The organism is Bradyrhizobium sp. IAR9 (assembly GCF_013408065.1).
Lineage (GTDB): Bacteria > Pseudomonadota > Alphaproteobacteria > Rhizobiales > Xanthobacteraceae > Bradyrhizobium.
In genome coordinates, this window is the sequence record NZ_JACBZW010000017.1 from 1 (window position 1) to 20,415 (window position 20,415).

Sequence of the window (20,415 nt, forward strand, 5' to 3'; positions counted from 1 at the left end):
CCGATGGACACAGTAGCTGCCTATGCGATCTCGGCCTTTATCGTCGGCTTTGGCATCGGGATCTTCATTGCCGGCCTAAACTCTGGCGCGCCAGCTCTATGGGCCTGCGTCGCCCTGATACCCGTCCTGATCGGGCTCCTGAGTGCCTTCGGTCCCAAATAACAAAACGGCAAAGAACGGCCCCAGCTTTTGGCGGCGGCTGGGACCGTTGGACTACTCCGGGACCGGGGCATGGAGCCGGAGCACAGCACCAATCCAGTCGCTTGCCGGTCGTTCCTGGACTGTCCGCGGGATTGAGGCCCCAACTCAGCGGCCTTACTTCTAGGTGTTCCGCGTGTAAATACACGTTTAGAGAACAAATGCTGACCTATTTAATTTCCACGGGTGTTCTTTCCGGAGAACAACGGGGGCGCGCAACTTAAAAGCGATTTATTTGGTTGTGCGGTTGTGTTTAGGCGAACAAGCCGGGAAGATTGACGACGGCCAGGCATCGAACACCACGTGAACGCCCGCTAGTCACTCCGGGACTTTTTCCGGGACTCTGCGCTGCCAATCCGGGGTTTTTGCCCAGTTTTGAGCGGCTTTCGTTCCGGGGGAGCGATGCCGGCAGCTCCAAAAACCGTAGGGAACTCAATGGCTTTGCTGGCTTGGACAGGGCTCAAGTCCGTGACGCATTCAATCTCTGAAAACTCGGATGCACCAGCGCCTCCGGTGCGACCGCGAGCACGATCAGCGCCGCCACTGCGAGCGTGCGGAAGGTGATGGCGCGGCGATCGACCATCACTGCGATCAGCACCACCGCCGTCATGAAGAACGATCTCTGTGTCGCGACCTCCGCGCCCGACAGCAGCAGATAAAACGCAGCCGCGACCAGCGCTGCGGCCGCCGACCATTTCTTGATGGCAAAGCCGGCCGCAAGTCCCGGGATCAAGGCCAGCAATGCGCGCACCGCGAAGAAGACCACGCCGGCGACGACCGCCATGTGATAGCCGGAGATCGAGAGCACGTGCCCGAGCCCCGAGATGAACATCGCGTCGTTGACCGGCGTGGAAATCGCATCGCGCCGCCCAGTGAGCAGCGCTGTCGCGATCGCGCGGTTGTCGCCCTCGAGCGTGGCCCGGATGCGCGCATCGATCGTATCGCGCAGGCCTTGCATGAAGGCGGCATAGCGCAGCCGCAGGCCGCCGGCATCGGGCGGGATTGAGGCCGTGATCGCGCCCATCACGAAGCCGGAAGCGCCGATGCCCTGAAAGAACATGTCGCGCGAGAAATCGTAGCTGCCGGGGCGCACCGGCGAGAGCGGCGGCATCAGCCGCGCCTTGAGCTGCACGAAGCTGCCGACCTCGGGCGCAGTGCCTTTGCGCACCGACAGGCGGACGCGCTCCAGCTTGACCTCGCTGCGCTGCGCCTCCATCGCGGTGACGCGCAGCACGAAACGATCGGTGCGCTCGCGGATATCGCGGGCCTCGACGAAACCCGACAGCGACACCGAATAGAGCGGCTTGGCCAGCACGGGGTGGGCGATGCGCGCCGTCTTCCAGGTCGCCACGGCAAAGCCGGAAGCGACCGCCGCAATCATGATCGCAGGCGCAAAGAGCCGGCTCCGCCGCAACAGGATCGCGCCAAACGTGAGCGCGATCGCCGTCGCGGCAACGACCCACAGCACTGGCTCATGATCGGCGGCAAAATAAAGGGCGATGCCGCCGCCGAAGGCGACCGGCACCCACGGCAACAGTCGCCCCGCGCCGGCCTCGGCGCGGGCCCATTCCCGCAGCGTCTCGACGATTGCCGGCCAAGCTCCAAAGCCCGCGGGGGCAAAGCCGCCAGCCGGTGCCGCACGGCCGACCGGCCACGTCCCGGCAACTCCCTGGGAGCGTATTGGCCGGCCCGGCTCCGCCATATCCCTGCACCTAACGCGACGCGACTGGCACAGAGGCTACCGGAACGTGCGACCGCGCGAATAGCGGTACAAATCGGGAACGCGAGAAGGCGCCCCTACTTTTCCTCTTCCATGGTCACGGCGACCGACGCCTTGGCAGAGAGCCGCACCTTGTTACCCTCGACATCGGCAACGAGACCCTTGTCGATGAAATGATGATGGCCTTTGTGGCTACCCTCACCGCTGTCCTTCTTAGTCAACTTGATGCGATTGCCTTCGACGCGATCGACCGTGCCGACGTGGACGCCGTCGGCGCCGATGACTTCCATATGCTCTGCGATGTTCTGCATGGTGGGTTCCTTTTCCGGCCCCCTCACAACGCCTGAGACGCCTTTCCGTTCGCTGATTACCAGACGTCGCGGACAATTCGAGTCCTTGCGATCTCTGTCGCAAAAACGCCCCGTGTCAGATCGATTGAGCCGAAAGTCTCATAAGTTGGCAGCCCGCGGTGGGATTACACTACGGTTCCCCGCCTCCCCGACAGACGGGCAGGCAGTGGTGGCTCTCGGCTCTAAGGCCGCCGGAGCTCTTCTCAGGTGGCGCCAAACGCGCCTGAGGTCAGACGTTGCCGACGCAACTCTTTGAATTGGCGCCTGCAACGCCGCGCATCACGCTCTCCGCGAGAAGATCGACGCTGAATCAAGCGAGGAGGCGTTTTGAAACCATAGGAGGCGCACATGCAGGTACCGAGCGATTTTCGCCGCGTGATCATCGCTGCGTCGGTAGGAAACATCATCGAATGGTATGATTTCTATATCTTTGGCAGCCTGGCCGCAGTTCTATCGGTCAAGTTCTTTGAACAGTCCCACCCCATCGCCGCCCTGCTCAGCACGATCGCGCTGTTCACGGCAGGATTTCTGATCCGTCCGGTGGGAGCATTCCTGTTCGGATGGATGGGTGACCGGGTCGGCCGCAAATATACGTTTCTCGTTACGCTCAGCGGAATGGGACTGGGCACGGGAGCGATCGGATTGATCCCAACCTACCAGTCGATCGGGCTGACGGCTGCGATCCTTCTCTTCGGCTTGCGCATGATCCAGGGGCTGTGCCTGGGCGGCGAATATGGTGGCGCCATCACCTATGTTGCCGAGCATGTGCCTGACGACAAGCGCGGCTACTACACCGGCTGGCTACAGACCTCTCCGACTCTCGGGATCGTGGTATCGCTGGCAGTCATCATCCTGACCCGAACCTATGCCGGCAATCAGGCCTTCGATGAATGGGCGTGGCGCATTCCGTTCCTGGTGTCCTTCCTGCTGGTGGCCATCGCGATCTATATTCGCCTCCAGCTCCAGGAGACGCCGATCTTCCAGGAGATCAAGGCCCGCGGACAGATGACGAGGAATCCGTGGAAGGAGGCCTTCCTCAGTTCGAACATCAAATACATCGGGATCGCCATCGTGGTCCTGATCGGACAGGGCGTGGTCTGGTACAGTGGTCAATTCTGGGCGCTATACTTTCTGCAGCAGGTCTCCAAGGTGGACCCGCTGACCTCGGCCTACATCGTGGGAGCAGCATTGCTCATTGCAACGCCGAGCCTGATCTTCTTTGGCTGGCTGTCGGATCAGATCGGCCGCAAGCCGGTGATCCTCGGAGGCATGCTGCTCGCCGCGATCACGTACTATCCGCTGTATCTGTGGCTGGGATCGGTCACGCAGCCCGGAAACATCAACTATCCGACCGCTATCTTCATCATCTTTATCCTCGTTTGCTACGTCGGGATGGTGTACGGGCCGGTCGGCGCATTTCTGGCAGAATTCTTCCCCGCCAGGATCAGGTACACGTCGGTCTCCGTGCCGTACCACATCGGCAACGGCTGGGGTGGCGGATTGGTGCCGTTCATCACCTCGGCGGCATTCGCCGCGACCGGCAGCATCGGCTACGCACTGATCTACCCGATCGTGGTCCCCGCGGTGTGCTTCGTGCTCGCTGTCTTCCTGATGCCGGAGACGCGCAAGATCAGCATCTGGCAACCGATCGAGCCCAGAGCCGCATTGTAATGGCTTGTGATGGGATGACCTGGTGCAGGACCGCGAGGCCCTGCACCGCACATTTCCTTCGGAATGCCGGAGCCAAATCCCCCCTCTCCGACCGTCAGTGGATAGAGGTCGGCGAAGTTCGGCTAAACGCTCTTGTCAGCCGGCTGGATGATGCCAGCGATCGTGCCACCAGGCGGTGAAGTCACGATCGGTCATCAGTTCCCAGCCGCCGAGCAAGATCACCAATATGCCCGACAATACGCTGCTCACCGTGGCTGATGCTGACTCATAGCCAATGGTCCAAGGCGCCAGCACAAGAGCCAGACCCAGCAGCATTTCTCCCCACTCTTCCAGATATGACGGGATGACAAACGCTTCTACGGCAAAGAGCACGACGCCGAGCCCGAGCGCGATGGTGATCCAGACAGCCGCTCCGGACAAGCCCAGGATGAAGGACGACAGGACCAGCCATACGCCGACCAACAGGCTGGCAGCATCTTGCCAATGTTGGATGCGCATAATGCTCACCTCCCCTCTTCCAATTAGATGGGGCGCACCGATGAAAATGCATCCATCCAACCTGCGTTATGTTGCCGCTGCGCTGATCCGGGGCGCCAATCCTGACACGTATGTCGCTGGAAAGGGCCCCAGCAACCGCCTTGCGTCAGGACGCAGGACGTTCCGCTGCCGCTAGATCAGCGATGTCCGCGACGAGGCGTGGTGATTGACGATCTTCCAGTCGCCGTCCTCGCGGACGATCACCCAGCTCATCTTGACGATGAGATCGTCCCGCTCGCCCGCGAGATCGAACGTGATGGTCGCGGCCATGTTGATCAGATCAGGGCCGGCCTGCGCTGCGTTCACATCGGAAAACACAGCGCTTGGCTTGCGCCAGCGCGGCAGGCCGTGGAAATAATCGGCAACGCCGTCCCTGCCCCGATAGAGTCTTGGGTTGGAGCCGAAGAAGAACGCGCTCTTCGAATAGAGCGATGACAGCGCGCCCGCATCGAGCGTCGCGAAGCCGGCGCACCATTTCGCGATGATGGCGGAAACGATGGCGTCGGCTTCGCTGCTCATGTGCGCCTCAACCTTTCGCGACTTCCTTCGCGAACGTGTCGCGCAGGCCGATGGTGCGCGAGAACACCGGCTTGCCGGGCGTCGAGTCCTTGTCGCGCACGAAATAGCCCTGGCGCTCGAACTGCATCGGCTCGGTCGAATTGCTCTGTGCGACCGATGCCTCGATCCGCGCGTCCGCGAGGATCTCCAGCGACTGCGGATTGAGATCCGCCGCGAAATTCGAGGCGTCCGGGCTCGGATTGGCGAACAGCTGGTTGTAGATGCGGATCTCCGCGGGCACCGAATTCGCCGCCGGCAGCCAGTGCATCGTCGCCTTGACCTTGCGGCCGTCGGGCGCGTTGCCGCCCTTGGTCGCGGGGTCATAGGTGCAGCGCAGCTCCACCACCTCGCCGGCATCGTTCTTGATCACGCCGGTGCATTTGACGAAATAGGCGTAGCGCAGCCGCACCTCGTTGCCCGGCGACAGGCGGAAGAACTTCTTTGGCGGGTTCTCCATGAAGTCGTCCTGCTCGATATAGAGCTCGCGGCCGAACGTGATTTTCCGCGTGCCCGCCGAGGGATCGTCCGGGTGGTTGATCGCCTCGAGCTCCTCGGTCTGCCCTTCAGGATAGTTCTCGATCACCACCTTGAGCGGCCGCAGCACGCCCATGCGCCGCTGCGACGTGCGGTTCAGCTCCTCGCGGATGCAGAACTCGAGCATGCCGACGTCGACCACGCTGTTGGCCTTGGCAACGCCGATGCGCTTGACGAATTCACGCAACGCGGCCGGCGGCACGCCGCGGCGGCGCATCCCCGCCATCGTCGGCATGCGCGGATCGTCCCAGCCTGCGACATGGCCGTCGCGGACGAGCTGGGTCAGCACGCGCTTGGACAGCAGCGTATAGGTCAGGTTGAGCCGCGCGAATTCATACTGGTGCGGCTGCGACGGCACCGGCAGTTTTTCGATGAACCAGTCGTAGAGCGGCCGGTGGTCCTCGAACTCCAGCGTGCAGATCGAATGCGTGATGCCTTCAATGGCGTCCGACTGGCCGTGGGCGTAATCGTAGCTCGGATAGATGTGCCACTTGGTGCCGGTGCGCGGATGATGCGCATGCAGGATGCGGTACAACACGGGGTCGCGCAGATTGATGTTGCCCGCGGCCATGTCGATCTTGGCCCGCAGCACCCGCGTGCCGTTCGGGAATTCACCGGCCTTCATGCGGCGGAACAGGTCGAGGTTTTCGTCCACACTGCGGTCGCGGAACGGCGAATTCTTGCCGGGCTCGGTCAGCGTGCCGCGCGAGAAGCGGATCTCCTCCTGGGTCTGGTCGTCGACATAGGCGAGCCCGTCGCGGATCAGCTGCTCCGCCCATTCGTACAGGCGCTCGAAATAGTCGGAGGCAAAGAACAGGTTCTTGCCCCAGTCGAAGCCGAGCCAGCGCACGTCGGCCTGGATGGAATCGATATATTCCTGCTCTTCCTTGACCGGGTTGGTGTCGTCGAAACGCAGATGGCAGCGGCCAGGAAACTCCTGGGCGATGCCGAAATTGAGCGCGATCGACTTGGCATGGCCGATATGCAAATAGCCGTTCGGCTCCGGCGGGAACCGGGTCACGATCTCCCTGTATTTGCCCTGATCGAGGTCGGCCTGGATGATGTCACGAATGAAATCGCGCCCAACCTCAATCGCCACCGGTTCTGTCATTACGAAAATCCTGCAGGGAAATCAGCGGTCCTTCTGCCAAATTCGGGAGGCTGAGCCAAGCCCGGTTTCGCGTCAGTCGTAAGCTCTTCAGCAACTATTATAGGTAGATTTTCTCGAATTTCGCACTCCATGGATGGCATACTTGCCACACCGCAGGACTCCGAGGTTCTCCATTCATGACGGTCGTCGCTCGCTTCGCCGCCTTCCTGGCAATGGCACTCATCGTGTTTGCATGTGGCAGTGCCAATCCGACCCTCGCGGAGGAAGCTCAAGCGGCTGCCGGCGGCACGACCGTTGAGAGTCCCGGCCGGGGTGAACTCAAGGGCTTCGTCGCAACCCCGCAAACCGAGGCCGGGGGTAACCGGGCCTTCCTGATTGCGCCCAACAGCCTGTGGTTCATCGCCACCTCACCCCGGGCTTCGGGGGCGCGGCTGATTGACATCAACAATGGCATCACGCTGCGAATTCTCACCAGCCCGGGCCTGCACATTGCCGCCGTGTCAATTTCGTCCGACAGCAAGACCGTCTTCGCTCGGGACTACGATGGACATAGCGTCGCCTGGGACGCGGCGACGGGGCGGCCGGCCTCAAACGCGCCGCCAGCGGATTTCCACGACATCGCGAAGCTTTCGTTGTCCTACGAGAGCAACGATGCCAGCAACCGTGTTCCGCCAGAACTGCTGTCGCGCCATCATCTTCAGTCCCACTTCCCGCAATTGAAGCAGTTCGACGAGATTACGCTCGATCCAGCGCAAGATTACGCGATCGTTGGTTCCGTCGGCGACGCCGATTGGAAGGCGTTCCAGATATGGGATTTGAAGCAGGAAAGGACTGCGGTCTTCTTCCGGCTTGCGAGCGATACCTGCGGCTTCAGCCCTCCGGCGTTCGACTACGATGGCAAGCACCTCGTCTTTGGCAACAGCAGGGGCGAAAGCGAACCCAATCATCTGGATTTTGCGGTCTTCGAGATTGCCTATTTCGGTCCGGACAAAGGGCCCAAAACGGCCAGGGCAACCCAGACCCTGGGCAACAAGTGCAGCGTTCCCTTGGATTTCGACGGTGGGTACGAGCAGAACTTCTCGATTGCTCCGGGAGGGGAATTGATCCTGAGAGGTGGGGGAATTCCTGGCAGTCCGGAGTGGGCTGCATGGGACCTCCGCAATGGCAGGAAAGTCGCTTCCATTCGTCCGGATGGCTACGGCACCGTTTCCGACGACGACAGGACGATCGCCGTCCTACACGATATATCGCGCGATGGTTCGTCGTTGAGACAGTCGATGACGGTCAGGCGCGGAGGCAAACAAGCGACCTTCGAGATCCCCCGGAGCATGCGGTCCGAGAATTGGCGGCCTATCGTACTGTCCCCGAACGGCCATTGGATCGCATCGAAAGTAGGCGGGACGGTCGCGGTCTGGTCCTCCGACAACGGCAAGACGCTACGAGAGCATCACGTCGGCGATGGCAGAATCAGCGACATTCTGCGGCTCTCGGATGCGGGCGATCCGCTGCTGATTAATGACGACGAAGGTACCGTTTTCGTGAAAGGCACTTGGCGCCCGGCACGGTCCGAGAAAAGCGGGTTGATCGTACCGCTCACGTCGAATTTTCACGCGCAGTGCGGCGTAATTTTCTGCGATCGGATCATCGCCGAACTCGGCGTCGTCGAACGCAAGAGCCTCAAGGGCCCCCTGCCAGAAAACCTCCGACGTGACCTGTCGGCTGACGGCCGTTTCATGATTGTCCGCTTGGACTACACGGCCAGTGGCGTCTCCAGGGGCACCGACATCGTCGATGTCGCGGACGGACACATTGTCATGCATGTCGACAAGGATGACGTCCGCTTCCTGTCCGATAGCCTGCACATTGTCGCACGGGATGCCGACTTCGGCGGCTTCGTCGAATACGAGATCGCCACGGGGAAACAGCTTTGGATGGCAATCCCGAATTGGAGACAGGACGGTTTCCACATGATCCTGGCGGACGGCCGCGTGCGCTACACCCCGCCGCGAACGGCCGATTTGTGGCTGGTCCGGGGATTTGAAACCCGACCGTTCGACGCCACCGCAGCGAAGCAGTTCGTTGCGCCACCTGATCGCTGACCAGCGTCAAGGGCCTCGACAGCCGCCGACGCGGAACAGAAGCGACGCTTAGCGCTTGATGATTTCCGGCTTTCGTTGCCGCCGGTTCCTGCTATACCCACGCGCTTGCGAGACCTGTCCTCATCGTCCACCACCTGCCACGAATGACCACATCCCCAATCGTCACCCGCTTCGCTCCCTCGCCGACCGGCTTCCTCCATATCGGGGGCGCCCGTACGGCGCTGTTCAACTGGCTCTATGCGAAGAAGCATGGCGGCAAGATGCTGCTGCGGATCGAGGATACCGACCGGGAGCGCTCCACGGAGGCCGCGATCGGCGCCATCCTCGACGGGCTGAAATGGCTGGAGCTCGGCTGGGATGGCGACGTCATCTACCAGTTCAGCCGCGCCGCGCGCCACCGCGAGGTCGCCGAGCAGCTGCTCGCCGACGGCAAGGCCTATCGCTGCTACGCCACCGCCGAGGAACTCGCCGCCATGCGCGAGAAGGCGCGCGCGGAAGGGCGCACCCGCCTCTATGACGGGATGTGGCGCGACCGCGATCCCGCGGCAGCCCCGTCCGACGTCAAGCCGACGATCCGCCTGCGCGCGCCGCAGACCGGCGAGACCGTGATCGAGGACCAGGTCCAGGGCCGCGTCGTCTGGCAGAACGAGAACCTCGACGACCTCGTGCTTTTGCGCGGCGATGGCAACCCGACCTACATGCTCGCTGTGGTGGTCGACGACCACGACATGGGCGTCACCCATGTGATCCGCGGCGACGATCATCTGATCAACGCCGCGCGCCAGAAGCAGATCTACGATGCGATGGGATGGGCTCTGCCGAGCATGTCCCACATTCCGCTGATCCACGGCCCGGACGGCTCGAAGCTGTCCAAGCGCCATGGTGCGCTCGGCGTCGATGCCTACCGCGCCATGGGATATTTGCCGGCCGCGCTACGCAATTACCTCGTCCGGCTCGGCTGGAGCCACGGCGACCAGGAGATCTTCTCGACCGAGGAGATGATCGCGGCGTTCGACCTCGCCAGCGTCGGCCGTGCCGCCGCCCGCTTCGATTTCGCCAAGCTGGAAAACCTCAACGGCCACTACATCCGCCACGCCGACGATCAATCACTCGTGAAGATGTTCGAGGACGTGCTCGACCATCTCGTGCCCGCGCGCGACGAGCTTAAGGCCAAGTTAAACGACACCACGCGCGCCCAGCTTCTCAAGGCCATGCCGGCCCTGAAGGAGCGCGCCAAGACGCTGATCGAGCTGATCGACAGCGCTTATTTCATCTTCGCCGACCGGCCGCTGGAGCTCGATCCCAAGGCGCAAGCGCTGCTGACGCCAGAGAACCGCAAGCTGATCGGCCAGCTTCATTCCGCGCTGGAGAAAGTCGAGACGTGGAGCGGCGCCACCACCGAAGCTGCGCTGCGCGCTTTTGCCGAGGAAAATAGTCTCAAGCTCGGCGCGGTCGCCCAACCCTTGCGGGCCGCGCTGACCGGACGGACGACGTCGCCTGGTATATTTGAGGTTTTGGACGTCCTGGGACGCCAGGAAAGCCTCGGCCGGCTTAAAGATCAGTCTACGACGTAAGTCGAGCATGCGTGCGGTGATCTTGCAGCGCACACAGCAATAATATACCCATCTCCCCCGTACCTTCTGGAACATCCGGCCTGCCCCATCATCTCGCAAAGGGGGCCTCCGGCTCCGGCCCGCTTCACATTTCATCGGGGACCTACGATGGACGCAAAACCGAGCAATAAGACCGCTACGCTGACGGTCGGAAACAAGAACTACGATCTCCCGATCCACAGCGGCAGCGTCGGGCCTGATGTCATCGATATCGGCAAGCTCTACGGCCAGTCCGGCCTGTTCACCTACGATCCCGGCTTCACCTCCACCGCGAGCTGCCAGTCCAAGATCACCTATATCGACGGCGACGCGGGCGTGCTGGAATACCGCGGCTACCCGATCGAGCAGCTCGCCGAGAACGGTGACTTCCTCGAGACCTGCTATCTCCTGCTGTTCGGTGATCTGCCGACTGCCGCGCAGAAAAAGGATTTCGACGACCGCGTGACCCATCACACGATGGTGCACGAGCAGATGGCCCGTTTCTTCCAAGGCTTCCGCCGCGACGCCCATCCGATGGCGATCATGGTGGCTGCGGTCGGCGCGCTCGCCGCGTTCTATCACGACTCCACCGACATCAACGATCCGAAGCAGCGCATGATCGCTTCCATGCGCATGATCGCCAAGATCCCGACCCTGGCGGCGATGGCCTACAAGTACACGGTCGGCCAGCCCTTCGTGTACCCGAAGAACTCGCTCAAGTTCGCCGAGAACTTCCTGCACATGTGCTTCGCCGTGCCGTGCGAGGACTACAAGATCAACCCGGTGCTGGCTGACGCGCTGGACAAGATCTTCATCCTGCACGCCGACCACGAGCAGAACGCCTCGACCTCCACGGTGCGCATCGCCGGCTCGTCCGGCGCCAACCCGTTCGCCTGCATCGCCGCCGGCATCGCGTGCCTGTGGGGTCCGGCGCATGGCGGCGCCAACGAAGCAGCCCTCGCGATGCTCGCCGAGATCGGCTCCGTGGACAAGATTCCCGAATTCATCGCCAAGGTGAAGGACAAGAACTCCGAAGTCCGCCTGATGGGCTTCGGTCATCGCGTCTACAAGAACTACGATCCGCGCGCCAAGATCATGCAGAAGATGTGTCACGCCGTGCTCAAGGAGACCGGCCATGGCGACGATCCGATGCTGAAGGTGGCGCTCGAGCTCGAGAAGATCGCGCTCAGCGACCAGTACTTCATCGACCGCAAGCTCTACCCGAACGTCGACTTCTATTCGGGCATCACGCTGAAGGCGATGGGCTTCCCGGTCTCGATGTTCACCGTGCTGTTCGCGGTCGCCCGTACCGTCGGCTGGATCAGCCAGTGGAGCGAGATGATCGAGGACCCGCAGCAGAAGATCGGCCGTCCGCGCCAGCTCTACACCGGCGTCACCCGCCGCGACTACGTCGCGATCAAGGATCGCAAGTAAGCTCCAAGCCGATACGGCTTTCGAAGCGGCGCCATCGCAGGATGGCGCCGTTTTTGTTTGTGGCGGTGCCGTAGGGTGGGCAAAGCGCAACAGATACGAAGTCGTGGGCACGCTTCGCTTTGCCCACCCTACGAGACCAATCGGGCCGTGACACTCTTGCTGCCGCGCACAACAACAAGTCCACGCTTACGGCTGCAAACGCCTTGACAGTCAGAGCGCTCCGCGCGCAAATTCTTACACTAAGTAAGAATTACGACAGGGATGGAAATGCCGGAGCAGCCGAGAAGTCGGCGGCAGACGCGCGCTGCCATTTTGACCCATCTGCTTCAGTCGGGCGGCTCGTTTCGCCCGCCGCTGGCCAAGGCCGTGCGCCTGTCCGAAGCGAGCCTGTCGCGCATCCTGCTTGACCTGAAGGCCGAAGGCCTGATCGAGGAAGTACGGCGCCCTGCCCCTTACGTCGGCGGCCCGACCGGCCTCGTGTCGCTCGATGGAGCGGTCGCCCTCGCAGCCTTCGAGCTGACCGCTCAGCACCTCAGCGTCGGCGTCGGCGGCCTGTCGGGCGAGCTGCACTACACCGAGCGCGTACCGCTGCCGAAGACGCCGACCGTCGAGACCGTCGGCCGGGCCTTTCGCGAAGCGATGACATTGCTGCGCGACTGGACGCGGCGCCGCCGCGTCGTCCTCTCGCAGGTCGGCGTCTCCATTCCGGGCCTCGGCCGGCTCAGCGCCGCGGGTAATCCCATCATTCCCTGTGACGTCGGGCGCATCAGCGACATGTTCGGCGAGATGTTCGCCGACGTGCCCGTCGAATTCACCAATTCGGTCGTGGCGCACGCCACATTCCATCGCTGTCGCACGGAAAACTATCCGTTCAATGACACGCACCTGTTCGTGTTTGTCAGCCATGGCGTTGCGGGCGCCTGGATGGATGATCCCGCCGAGACCGACGCGCTCCAGCCGATCGAGCTCGGTCACATGGTGTTTGGCGAAGGCGGACCGCGCTGTCGCTGCGGCCACCTCGGCTGTGTCGAGGCCTATACCTCGCTTCCGGCGCTGGCCGAGCTTCTCGGCGTGCCCGAGCCGGAGTTGCTCCAGCTCGGCAGCGATTGGGTGACTGCGATCCCGATCTCCTCGCGCGTGCGCCAGGAGCTGCGGCATCGCCTGTATCGCCTTGGGCTTGCGATCGGCAACACGCTGAACGTCAAGCCCTGTCACGGCGTCGCCATCTCCGGCTGGCCTTCGCTCCTTGCGGAAGGCGATCGGAAAGCGCTGGTCGACGGCGTCGATGCCTGCCTGCTCGGCGGCCGCAAGCATGCGCAGGTGTCGCTGGCTTTCGTGCCGCCGTCGAACGGCAATGATCCCAGGGCCGCGCTGGCCTTCGCCGCGTTCTGCCTCGCCTGCCGCGGCGGCATGCCGGCCGCGTCGACGGAGGCCGCCTGAGATGGCCTGAAGCTGCGCGGCTCGCGCGCAAGAGAGTTCACACCGGGAGGAACTGCCATGCCGATCACGACAACAAGGCGCCGTCTGCTCGCTGGATCCGTTGCCACGCTCGCACTGCCGGCATTTGCCAGCGCGCAAAGCGCGGTCAAGCCGCGCCTGACCGCGATCTCGCAATGGTCCGCGGGCAGCGACGGGGCGGCCATCACCGCGCTCGGCAAGAAGTTCGAGGAGAAAGGCGGCGTCTGGCAGCACTCGCCCGTCCCCGGTTTCACCACCGAGATGATGAACAAGCTGCGCGCCCAGATCATGGCCGGCGATCCGCCGGCCTGCTCGCAGCTCAAGGGTCCCGAGATCGCAGCCTGGTCGAAGATTGCCCCGACTGTCGATCTCGACGCCGTGGTCGCGGCCGCCGGCTATGAGAAAGTTGTCGCGCCGGACCTTGCGAAATTGCACAAGCCGGGCGGCAAATGGATCGCACTGCCGTTGCAGATCTACAGCACCAACATGCTGTTCTTGTCCAAGCGCGCGATGGACAAGGCCAAGGCCGACAAGATCCCCGTCACCTGGGCTGACTTCAACGACCTCGCCGAGAAGATGAAAGCGGGCGGCGTCCCCTATCCCGTCGCCAACGGCGGCACCCGCCCCGACGACGGGCAAAAATTCGAGGCCGCCCTGGCCGGCATTAGTCCCCTCGCCTACCGCGCCGCCATCATGAATCTCGAGAAGAAGGCCCTGGAGGGCCCCGAGATCAAGGCTGCGTTCGCGCAGGTGCGCAAGATCGCCGACTGGATGGACCCCAATGTCGGCGCCCAGCACTTCTCGACCAATCTCAAGCGCTTTATCGACGGCGACATGGGCATGATGATCATGGGCGGCTGGGCGCAGGGCGTGTTGCGCAATGCCGGCTTCAAGTTCGAGGACTTCATGATCGCGCCAGGTCCGAGCGACAATAGCAAGCCGGTGTTCCTGTTGAACGCCGATGCCTTCATCTTCTGGCAGCGCAAGGAGCCCGACCTGCAGGCCGGCCAGACCCTGATGGCCCAGCTCGTCATGGATCCGGCGATCCAGACCATGTACTCGCAGATCACGGGATCGATCCCCGTGCGCACCGACGTCGATCTGTCCGGCGAAGGCTGGTCGGACGGTCAGCGGCGGACCGCGGCAGCCCTGAAGGACGCGATCGCCAGCAACCAGGCGGTCCTGAGCCTTGCGCACAACATGGCGCAGGAAAACGGCATGACCGCCGCGATGATCGACGTGATCACGGAGTACGTGAAGAACAAGACGATCAAGCCCGAGCAGGCGGCCACCCGCCTCGCCGAGGCCGTCGAGGGCGCGCGTTGACCAATGCCGTCTCGATCAGACCGGGCCGGCCGGCGCTTCCTGAATGGGTGCGCCGGCTGCCCGAATATCTGATGATCTGGGTGCCGCTGCTGCTGTCCGCCGCGCACCTCGTCTCGTTCTCGCTGTGGACGATCTGGATCTCGTTCACGCCATCGACGCTGATCCCGGTCTCGGGCTGGGTGGGGCTGCGCAACTACTCGGCGGTCGCGGCGTCGCGGAATTGGCAGATCGCCTTCGACAATCTGCTGCTGTTTGGCAGCGCTTTCGTGCTGCTGAGCTTGGTGACAGGCCTCGCCCTTGCGATCCTGCTCGATCAGCGCATTCGCGGCGAGAACCTGCTGCGATCCATCTTCCTCTATCCCCTTGCGGTGTCGTTCGTGGTCACCGGCACGGTCTGGAGTTGGCTGCTCAATCCTGGCCTTGGAATCCAGAAGCTGGTCCACGACCTCGGCTGGACCTCCTTCAAGTTCGACTGGCTGATCGACCGCGACATGGCGATCTGGACCATTGTGATCGCCGCGATCTGGCAATCCTCGGGCTTCGCCATGGCGCTGTTCCTTGCCGGCCTTCGCTCCGTCGACACCGACATCATCAAGGCCGCCCAGATCGACGGCGCGGGACCGATCCGAATCTACCGGCGCATCATTCTGCCGTCGCTTTGGCCGATCACCATCACCGTCGTCGTGATCCAGTTGCAATTCGCGATTTCGACGTTCGACCTCGTCCGCGCGCTCACCAATGGCGGACCGGGAATCGCGACCCAGCTGCCGGCACTGGTCGTCTACGACCTGATGTTCCAGCGCAGCCTGCTCGGCCGGGGCGCGGCGGCGGCAGTCCTCATGCTGCTCATTCTTCTCGCGGTGCTGCTGCCGTATGCGGCGTGGCGATATGTCCAACGACGGCGGGCCGCCCATGCGTGAGCGGACCTTCGCACCAAGCCGGATCTTGATCTACCTCATCGTCCTGCTGATCGCTGCGGCATGGCTCGCGCCATTGGCTGTTGTCGTGCTGAACTCGCTCCGCAGCAACGAGGAAATCGCGCAGGGCTCGATGATCGGCTGGCCGCAGCACTGGGCCTGGAGCAACTACCTGGCTGCCTGGAGCGGCTTCTGCGTCGCCGAGACCTGCGCCGGCATCCGGCCGTACATGCTGAACTCCGCCCTCGTCACGATTCCTGCGACGATCTTCTCGACCCTGCTCGGTGCCGTCGCCGGCTACGCCGTATCGCTCTGGCGTTTTCGCGGCGATACCTGGATCTACGGCATCGTGACCCTCGGCCTGTTCCTTCCCCAGCAGATGCGCCTGCTGCCCTGGACCATCGTGCTGCGCGACATCGGTCTCATCAACACGCTGGCAGGCCTCGTGCTGATTCACACGATCCAGGGGCTCTCCTTCACCACGCTGTTCTGCCGCAACTATTATGTCGCCATCCCCCATGAATTGATCAGGGCCGCGCGCATCGACGGCGCCGGGTTCTTCCGCATCTTCTGGCGCATCATCCTGCCGCTCTCGCCGCCGATCTTGATCGTCACCGTGATCTGGCAGTTCACGCATATCTGGAACGAGTTCCTCTATGGCGTGACGTTCACGAGCGGCCAGCAGCAACCTGTCACCGCCGCTCTCATCGCGCTGTCCGCTGCAGTCGCAGACATACCGCAGCACGGCGTGCAGAGCGCCGCGGTGATCATCGCGGCGCTCCCGACGCTGTTGATCTATCTCCTTGGTGGCAAATACTTTGTCCGCGGCCTGACTGCCGGGGCCGTGAAATGATGGAGTTGTCATGGCAGCACTGAGCATTCGAACCCTGTCGAAGCGCTACGCCAATCTGGAGGTGCTGAAGGGCGTGGATCTCGACATCGAAAGCGGCGAGTTCACGGTGCTGGTCGGGCCATCCGGCTGCGGCAAGTCCACGCTACTCAACATCGTCGCCGGGCTCGATCATCCGAGCGCAGGGACCGTCGAAATCGGTGGACGCGTGGTCAATGACGTCCCACCCAAGGATCGGGACATCGCCATGGTGTTCCAGTCCTATGCGCTCTACCCGTCGATGACGGTACGCCAGAACATCACCTTCGGCATGGAATGCCGTCACGTACCCAAAGCGGAGCAAGACGCTGCGGTCGCGAATGTCGCGAAACTGCTCCAGATCGAGGCACTGCTAGGCCGCAAGCCATCGCAGCTCTCCGGCGGCCAGCGCCAGCGGGTGGCGATGGGCCGTGCGCTGGTGCGCGATCCCCTGCTCTTCCTGTTCGACGAGCCGCTGTCCAATCTCGACGCAAAACTGCGCGTCGAGATGCGGATGGAGATCAAGCGGCTGCACCAGCGCATCGGCGCGACCATCATCTACGTCACCCACGACCAGATCGAGGCGATGACGATGGCGACCCGGATCGCCGTGATGCATCGCGGCGTGGTGCAGCAGTTTGCCGATCCCGATACCGTGTACCGCTATCCCGCCAATCTGTTCGTCGCACGCTTCATGGGCTCGCCGCCGATGAACACCATGCCGGCGCGGCTCGAGGCTGACGCCGGTGGTCCTGTGGTCGTGATTGGCGCGGGGCGGCCGGACGAAGTTCGCCTTCGTCTGCAGGGATACGATGCCGCGGCACCTTATCTCGGTCGCGAGGTGGTGTTCGGGATCAGGCCGGAATGCATCGCGGAGGGCAACCGCGTGTTCTCCGGCGGTGCACCCATCGTCGTCCACGCGCCGGTGGAGATGGTCGAGCCCACCGGCGCCGAAACCATCGTGCTGCTGCGGCTCGGCGGCGAGTCTGCGCTGGCGCGCATCACGCCGGACATCCGCCCCCCGCCGGGGACGGCAGCCCCCTTCGCGCTCGACACGCGCCGCATCTGCCTGTTCGACCCCGAGACGGAGCGACTGATCGCATGACAAAGACGAGCTATGCCGGACTTGCGGACCGCGTCGTACTGATCACCGGCGGCGCCAGCGGCATCGGGGCCGCCTTCGTGCGCGCCTTCGTGGCGCAGGGAGCGCGCGTTGCGTTCCTCGATGTGGATGAAGAAGCCGGCGGGGCTCTGGTCGCGGAGGTGAGCGCTGCGTCCAAAACCGCGCCCTTGTTCTTGCCATGCGACCTCCTGGACATCGAGGCCTTGCGCGCCGCCATGGCACAGGTGCAGCGATCGCTCGGGGATGCCGCAGTGCTCGTCAACAACGCCGCCAATGATCAACGCCAGGTGCTGGCCGAAGTGACGCCGGCAGAGTTCGACTGGATGATCGGCGTCAATCTCAAGCACGTCTTCTTTGCCGCGCAAGCGGTGGTGCCGCAGATGCAGGCGCGCGGCGGCGGCTCGATCATCAACATGTCGTCGATCGCCTGGATGCGCGGTGCGCCGGGGCTGCCGGTCTACGCCGGGGCAAAGGCGGCGATCGTCGGTTTCACCAACTCGCTCGCCCGGCTGGTCGGCCCCGACCGCATCCGCGTCAATGCGATTGCACCGGGCATGGTGATCACCGAGCGCCAGCGCCGGCTGTGGTATCCGGACGAGCAGGTCATCGTCCAGATGCGCTCGCGTCAGGCCGTACCAGTCGCAGTGACGCCCGAGGACGTCGCCAATATGGCGCTGTTCCTCGCCTCCGACGAAAGCCAGCGCATCACCAGCCAGTGTTTTCGGGTGGATGCAGGACTTGCGTAGAACTTGATCCGGCCACAATGGCGCAACGTTCACGGTCTCGTAGGGTGGGCAAAGCGAAGCGTGCCCACGAATTCTTCTCATCGCGACGAATCGTGGGCACGGCGCGACGCGCCTTTGCCCACCCTGCGAGACCTCCGTTACCGCCTGCCCTTGCGCATCGTTGCCAGCACGATGTCGGCGGCGAGCACGCTCGGTGACTTGTTGCCGGTCGACATGATCTCATCGAGCTGGGCAAAGGCCTCGACCTGCTGCTTGCGCAGCGGCGAATCCGTCAGCACCTCGGCGAGCGCCGGCGCCAGTTTCTCCGGCGTGCACTCCTCCTGCAGGTACTCCGGAATCACATCCCTGCCGATCACGAGATTGGCGAGGATCACCGAGGAGACCCGGATCGCGCGGCGCAGGATGAAGGCCTCGATTGCACCGACGCGGTAGGCTGTCACCATCGGAATACCCGACAGTGCGAGCTCCAGCGTCACCGTACCGGACTTGGCCAGCGCCGCACGCGCGATCCGGAACACGGCGCGCTTCTCGTTCTCGCCGGTCACAACCCTTGGCTTGACCGGCCAGCTCGCGATGCCCTCGCGGATGGTGGCTTCCAGATGCGGCATCGTCGGCAGTATCAGTTCGAAGGCACGGCCTTCCGCCTGCAAGCGGCCGAGCACCCGGCCAAACACGTCGAGATGGTGCCTGACCTCGCTGCGGCGGCTGCCGGGCAGCACCAGCAGCACCGGCGGCTCACTGTCGCGACGTGCCTGCTCCTCTGCGTTCGGCCGCAGCGAGGGCAATTGCTCGATGAGGGGATGGCCGACATAGCTGCATGGCGGTCCGCCGAGCTTGCGGTATTCCTCGGGCTCGAACGGCAACAGGCCGAGCACATGGTCGACATATCCGAGCATGGTCCGCGCCCGCCCCGGCCGCCACGCCCAGAGCTGCGGCGAGACGTAATCGACAACCGGAATCTCAGGATTCTTCGCGCGCACGCGGCGGGCGACGCGATGGGTGAAGTCGGGACTGTCGATGATGACGAGCGCGTCCGGCACCGCCTCGGCCACGGCGTCGGCCGTCTCGCGGATCAGCCGCAGAATTTTCGGCAATTGCTGCACCACCGCGGCGAAGCCGACGATCGACAGCTCCTCGATCGGAAACAGCGATTCCAGCCCCTCGCGCGCCATGGTACGTCCGCCGACGCCGACGAACTGCACGCCGTCGCCGAGGCGCTGGCGCAGCACCTTCATCAAGGCACTGCCGAGCCGGTCACCGGATTCCTCCGTGGCGATCAGGAAGATCTTGCGCTTGGGATCGCGCGACTGCATCACGCTGGCAGTCCGATGACGAAGAGATATTTGGCGTCCGCGAGGCCGATCATCGCCTGTGGTTCGGCGGCGATGGTGTTGCCGGCGATGACGGCGAGGCCCGCAAGGCCGGCTGCCGCGACGCCCTCGATGGTGCGCGGGCCGATCGTCGGCAGGTCGAAGCGCAGATCCTGGCCGCTCTTCGGCGCCTTCACCAGAACGCCGCGGCCGGCGGCCGCGCGAATGCGTCCCTCCTCGCGCAGCCGCGCGACGCGCGCGAGCAGCGCGTCGGTGCCCTCGATGTCCTCGACCGCCACCACATGGCCGTCGATCACCACCGCAGCCTGGCCGATGTCGAACGGGCCGAGCGCGGTCAGCACTGCGCGGCCGCGCGCGATGTCGGTCTTGCTGGTATCGCTGGGCCAGGCGCGACTGATGCAGCCTTCGGGCATCAGGAGATCGGGTGCGAGGTCCTTGATGCCGACCATGCGAAAGCCGTCCTGCTCGAGGATGCGGCCGACGCCGGACAAGAGATGATCGTCGCCGCCGCGAAAGGCGCGGATGACATTGCCGAGCAGCCGCATCGTCTTGACGTCGAACCGGATCTCGGAGAGCGAGGGCCGCACCAATGTGCCGATGAAGATCAGGTCGCGGCAGCCCTCCTCGCGGAACAGCCGCATTGCGCGACCAAGCTGGCCGACCGAGATCCAGCGATGGCGGAATTTCTCCACCCGCGCGGGATCGCAGGCCCCGCGCAGCGGAAACAGCACCGGCGTGATGCCGCGGGCGGCAAGCGAGTCGGCAACCGCAAACGGCATCGCGCCTCCGCCGGCGACGATGCCGACCGGCGATGAGATGTCCGACGCCGCCGATGTCATGTC

At 63.6% G+C, this 20,415-nt stretch carries 16 protein-coding genes and 1 pseudogene; 10 read left to right on the forward strand and 7 right to left on the reverse strand.

Annotated features, from left to right (window positions below; all coding sequences use genetic code 11):
- Positions 1-682: 682 nt before the first annotated feature.
- A pseudogene (locus GGD67_RS33265) lies at positions 683-1,900 on the reverse strand (ComEC/Rec2 family competence protein); the annotation flags it as partial.
- Positions 1,901-1,995: 95 nt separating this feature from the next.
- A complete protein-coding gene (locus tag GGD67_RS33270) occupies positions 1,996-2,229 on the reverse strand; it encodes a DUF2171 domain-containing protein (protein WP_024341296.1) in 234 nt (77 codons plus the stop codon).
- Between the two features lie 387 nt (positions 2,230-2,616).
- Between GGD67_RS33270 and GGD67_RS33275 the strand changes: the two genes are divergently transcribed.
- Positions 2,617-3,939 (forward strand): MFS transporter, encoded by a 1,323-nt coding sequence (locus GGD67_RS33275; RefSeq protein ID WP_018320231.1) that lies wholly within the window; start codon positions 2,617-2,619, stop codon positions 3,937-3,939.
- A gap of 135 nt (positions 3,940-4,074) precedes the next feature.
- Here GGD67_RS33275 and GGD67_RS33280 read toward each other — a convergent pair whose 3' ends face one another.
- From GGD67_RS33280 to GGD67_RS33290, 3 genes are all read right to left on the reverse strand, one after another.
- Entirely contained in the window at positions 4,075-4,437 is a 363-nt protein-coding gene (locus GGD67_RS33280; RefSeq protein ID WP_018320230.1) for an SPW repeat protein, read from the reverse strand.
- A 171-nt stretch (positions 4,438-4,608) separates the two neighbouring features.
- The gene (locus GGD67_RS33285) at positions 4,609-4,995 is read right to left on the reverse strand and encodes a nuclear transport factor 2 family protein (protein ID WP_179738714.1); all 387 of its coding nucleotides are present in this window, start codon (positions 4,993-4,995) and stop codon (positions 4,609-4,611) included.
- A gap of 7 nt (positions 4,996-5,002) precedes the next feature.
- A complete protein-coding gene (locus GGD67_RS33290; protein WP_018320228.1) occupies positions 5,003-6,679 on the reverse strand; it encodes a glutamine--tRNA ligase/YqeY domain fusion protein in 1,677 nt (558 codons plus the stop codon).
- A 176-nt stretch (positions 6,680-6,855) separates the two neighbouring features.
- On the opposite strand from GGD67_RS33290, the gene GGD67_RS33295 reads away from it, so the two are divergent.
- The 9 genes from GGD67_RS33295 (at position 6,856) to GGD67_RS33335 (ending at position 18,242) form a co-directional block, all read left to right on the forward strand.
- Complete coding sequence (locus GGD67_RS33295) at positions 6,856-8,778, forward strand: hypothetical protein (RefSeq protein WP_179738716.1); 1,923 nt, start codon at positions 6,856-6,858, stop codon at positions 8,776-8,778.
- A gap of 143 nt (positions 8,779-8,921) precedes the next feature.
- Positions 8,922-10,352, forward strand: coding sequence for a glutamate--tRNA ligase (gltX, locus tag GGD67_RS33300; protein ID WP_179738718.1), 1,431 nt, complete (start codon positions 8,922-8,924; stop codon positions 10,350-10,352).
- Positions 10,353-10,499: 147 nt separating this feature from the next.
- A complete protein-coding gene (gene gltA, locus GGD67_RS33305) occupies positions 10,500-11,804 on the forward strand; it encodes a citrate synthase (RefSeq protein ID WP_018320224.1) in 1,305 nt (434 codons plus the stop codon).
- 261 nt (positions 11,805-12,065) lie between these two features.
- Positions 12,066-13,244, forward strand: coding sequence for an ROK family transcriptional regulator (locus GGD67_RS33310; protein WP_179738720.1), 1,179 nt, complete (start codon positions 12,066-12,068; stop codon positions 13,242-13,244).
- 57 nt (positions 13,245-13,301) lie between these two features.
- On the forward strand, positions 13,302-14,588 hold the full coding sequence (locus GGD67_RS33315; RefSeq protein WP_179738721.1) for an ABC transporter substrate-binding protein: 1,287 nt from the start codon (positions 13,302-13,304) through the stop codon (positions 14,586-14,588).
- On the forward strand, positions 14,585-15,508 hold the full coding sequence (locus tag GGD67_RS33320) for a carbohydrate ABC transporter permease (protein WP_018320221.1): 924 nt from the start codon (positions 14,585-14,587) through the stop codon (positions 15,506-15,508). The genes GGD67_RS33315 and GGD67_RS33320 overlap by 4 nt, the downstream gene beginning before the upstream one ends.
- Positions 15,501-16,358, forward strand: a complete 858-nt coding sequence (locus tag GGD67_RS33325) for a carbohydrate ABC transporter permease (protein ID WP_179738723.1) — start codon at positions 15,501-15,503, stop codon at positions 16,356-16,358. The genes GGD67_RS33320 and GGD67_RS33325 overlap by 8 nt, the downstream gene beginning before the upstream one ends.
- Positions 16,359-16,368: 10 nt before the next feature.
- On the forward strand, positions 16,369-17,478 hold the full coding sequence (locus tag GGD67_RS33330) for an ABC transporter ATP-binding protein (RefSeq protein WP_018320219.1): 1,110 nt from the start codon (positions 16,369-16,371) through the stop codon (positions 17,476-17,478).
- Complete coding sequence (locus GGD67_RS33335; protein WP_179738725.1) at positions 17,475-18,242, forward strand: SDR family NAD(P)-dependent oxidoreductase; 768 nt, start codon at positions 17,475-17,477, stop codon at positions 18,240-18,242. The genes GGD67_RS33330 and GGD67_RS33335 overlap by 4 nt, the downstream gene beginning before the upstream one ends.
- 137 nt (positions 18,243-18,379) lie before the next feature.
- Here the strand turns inward: GGD67_RS33335 and lpxB are convergent, their stop codons facing one another.
- The gene (lpxB, locus tag GGD67_RS33340) at positions 18,380-19,558 is read right to left on the reverse strand and encodes a lipid-A-disaccharide synthase (protein ID WP_179738727.1); all 1,179 of its coding nucleotides are present in this window, start codon (positions 19,556-19,558) and stop codon (positions 18,380-18,382) included.
- A complete protein-coding gene (locus tag GGD67_RS33345; protein ID WP_049814974.1) occupies positions 19,555-20,412 on the reverse strand; it encodes an LpxI family protein in 858 nt (285 codons plus the stop codon). Before GGD67_RS33345 ends, lpxB begins: the two co-directional genes overlap by 4 nt.
- Positions 20,413-20,415: the final 3 nt, after the last annotated feature.

Excerpts from the sequence above, each read along its gene's own strand:
- GGD67_RS33290 (WP_018320228.1), bottom strand. The coding sequence starts at position 6,679 with ATGACAGAACCGGTGGCGATTGAGGTTGGGCGCGATTTCATTCGTGAC.
- GGD67_RS33335 (WP_179738725.1), top strand. The coding sequence starts at position 17,475 with ATGACAAAGACGAGCTATGCCGGACTTGCGGACCGCGTCGTACTGATC.
- gltX (WP_179738718.1), top strand. The coding sequence starts at position 8,922 with ATGACCACATCCCCAATCGTCACCCGCTTCGCTCCCTCGCCGACCGGC.
- GGD67_RS33270 (WP_024341296.1), bottom strand. The coding sequence starts at position 2,229 with ATGCAGAACATCGCAGAGCATATGGAAGTCATCGGCGCCGACGGCGTC.
- GGD67_RS33280 (WP_018320230.1), bottom strand. The coding sequence starts at position 4,437 with ATGCGCATCCAACATTGGCAAGATGCTGCCAGCCTGTTGGTCGGCGTA.
- gltA (WP_018320224.1), top strand. The coding sequence starts at position 10,500 with ATGGACGCAAAACCGAGCAATAAGACCGCTACGCTGACGGTCGGAAAC.
- GGD67_RS33315 (WP_179738721.1), top strand. The coding sequence starts at position 13,302 with ATGCCGATCACGACAACAAGGCGCCGTCTGCTCGCTGGATCCGTTGCC.
- GGD67_RS33325 (WP_179738723.1), top strand. The coding sequence starts at position 15,501 with ATGCGTGAGCGGACCTTCGCACCAAGCCGGATCTTGATCTACCTCATC.
- GGD67_RS33295 (WP_179738716.1), top strand. The coding sequence starts at position 6,856 with ATGACGGTCGTCGCTCGCTTCGCCGCCTTCCTGGCAATGGCACTCATC.
- GGD67_RS33345 (WP_049814974.1), bottom strand. The coding sequence starts at position 20,412 with ATGACATCGGCGGCGTCGGACATCTCATCGCCGGTCGGCATCGTCGCC.
- GGD67_RS33285 (WP_179738714.1), bottom strand. The coding sequence starts at position 4,995 with ATGAGCAGCGAAGCCGACGCCATCGTTTCCGCCATCATCGCGAAATGG.
- GGD67_RS33275 (WP_018320231.1), top strand. The coding sequence starts at position 2,617 with ATGCAGGTACCGAGCGATTTTCGCCGCGTGATCATCGCTGCGTCGGTA.
- GGD67_RS33330 (WP_018320219.1), top strand. The coding sequence starts at position 16,369 with ATGGCAGCACTGAGCATTCGAACCCTGTCGAAGCGCTACGCCAATCTG.
- GGD67_RS33310 (WP_179738720.1), top strand. The coding sequence starts at position 12,066 with ATGGAAATGCCGGAGCAGCCGAGAAGTCGGCGGCAGACGCGCGCTGCC.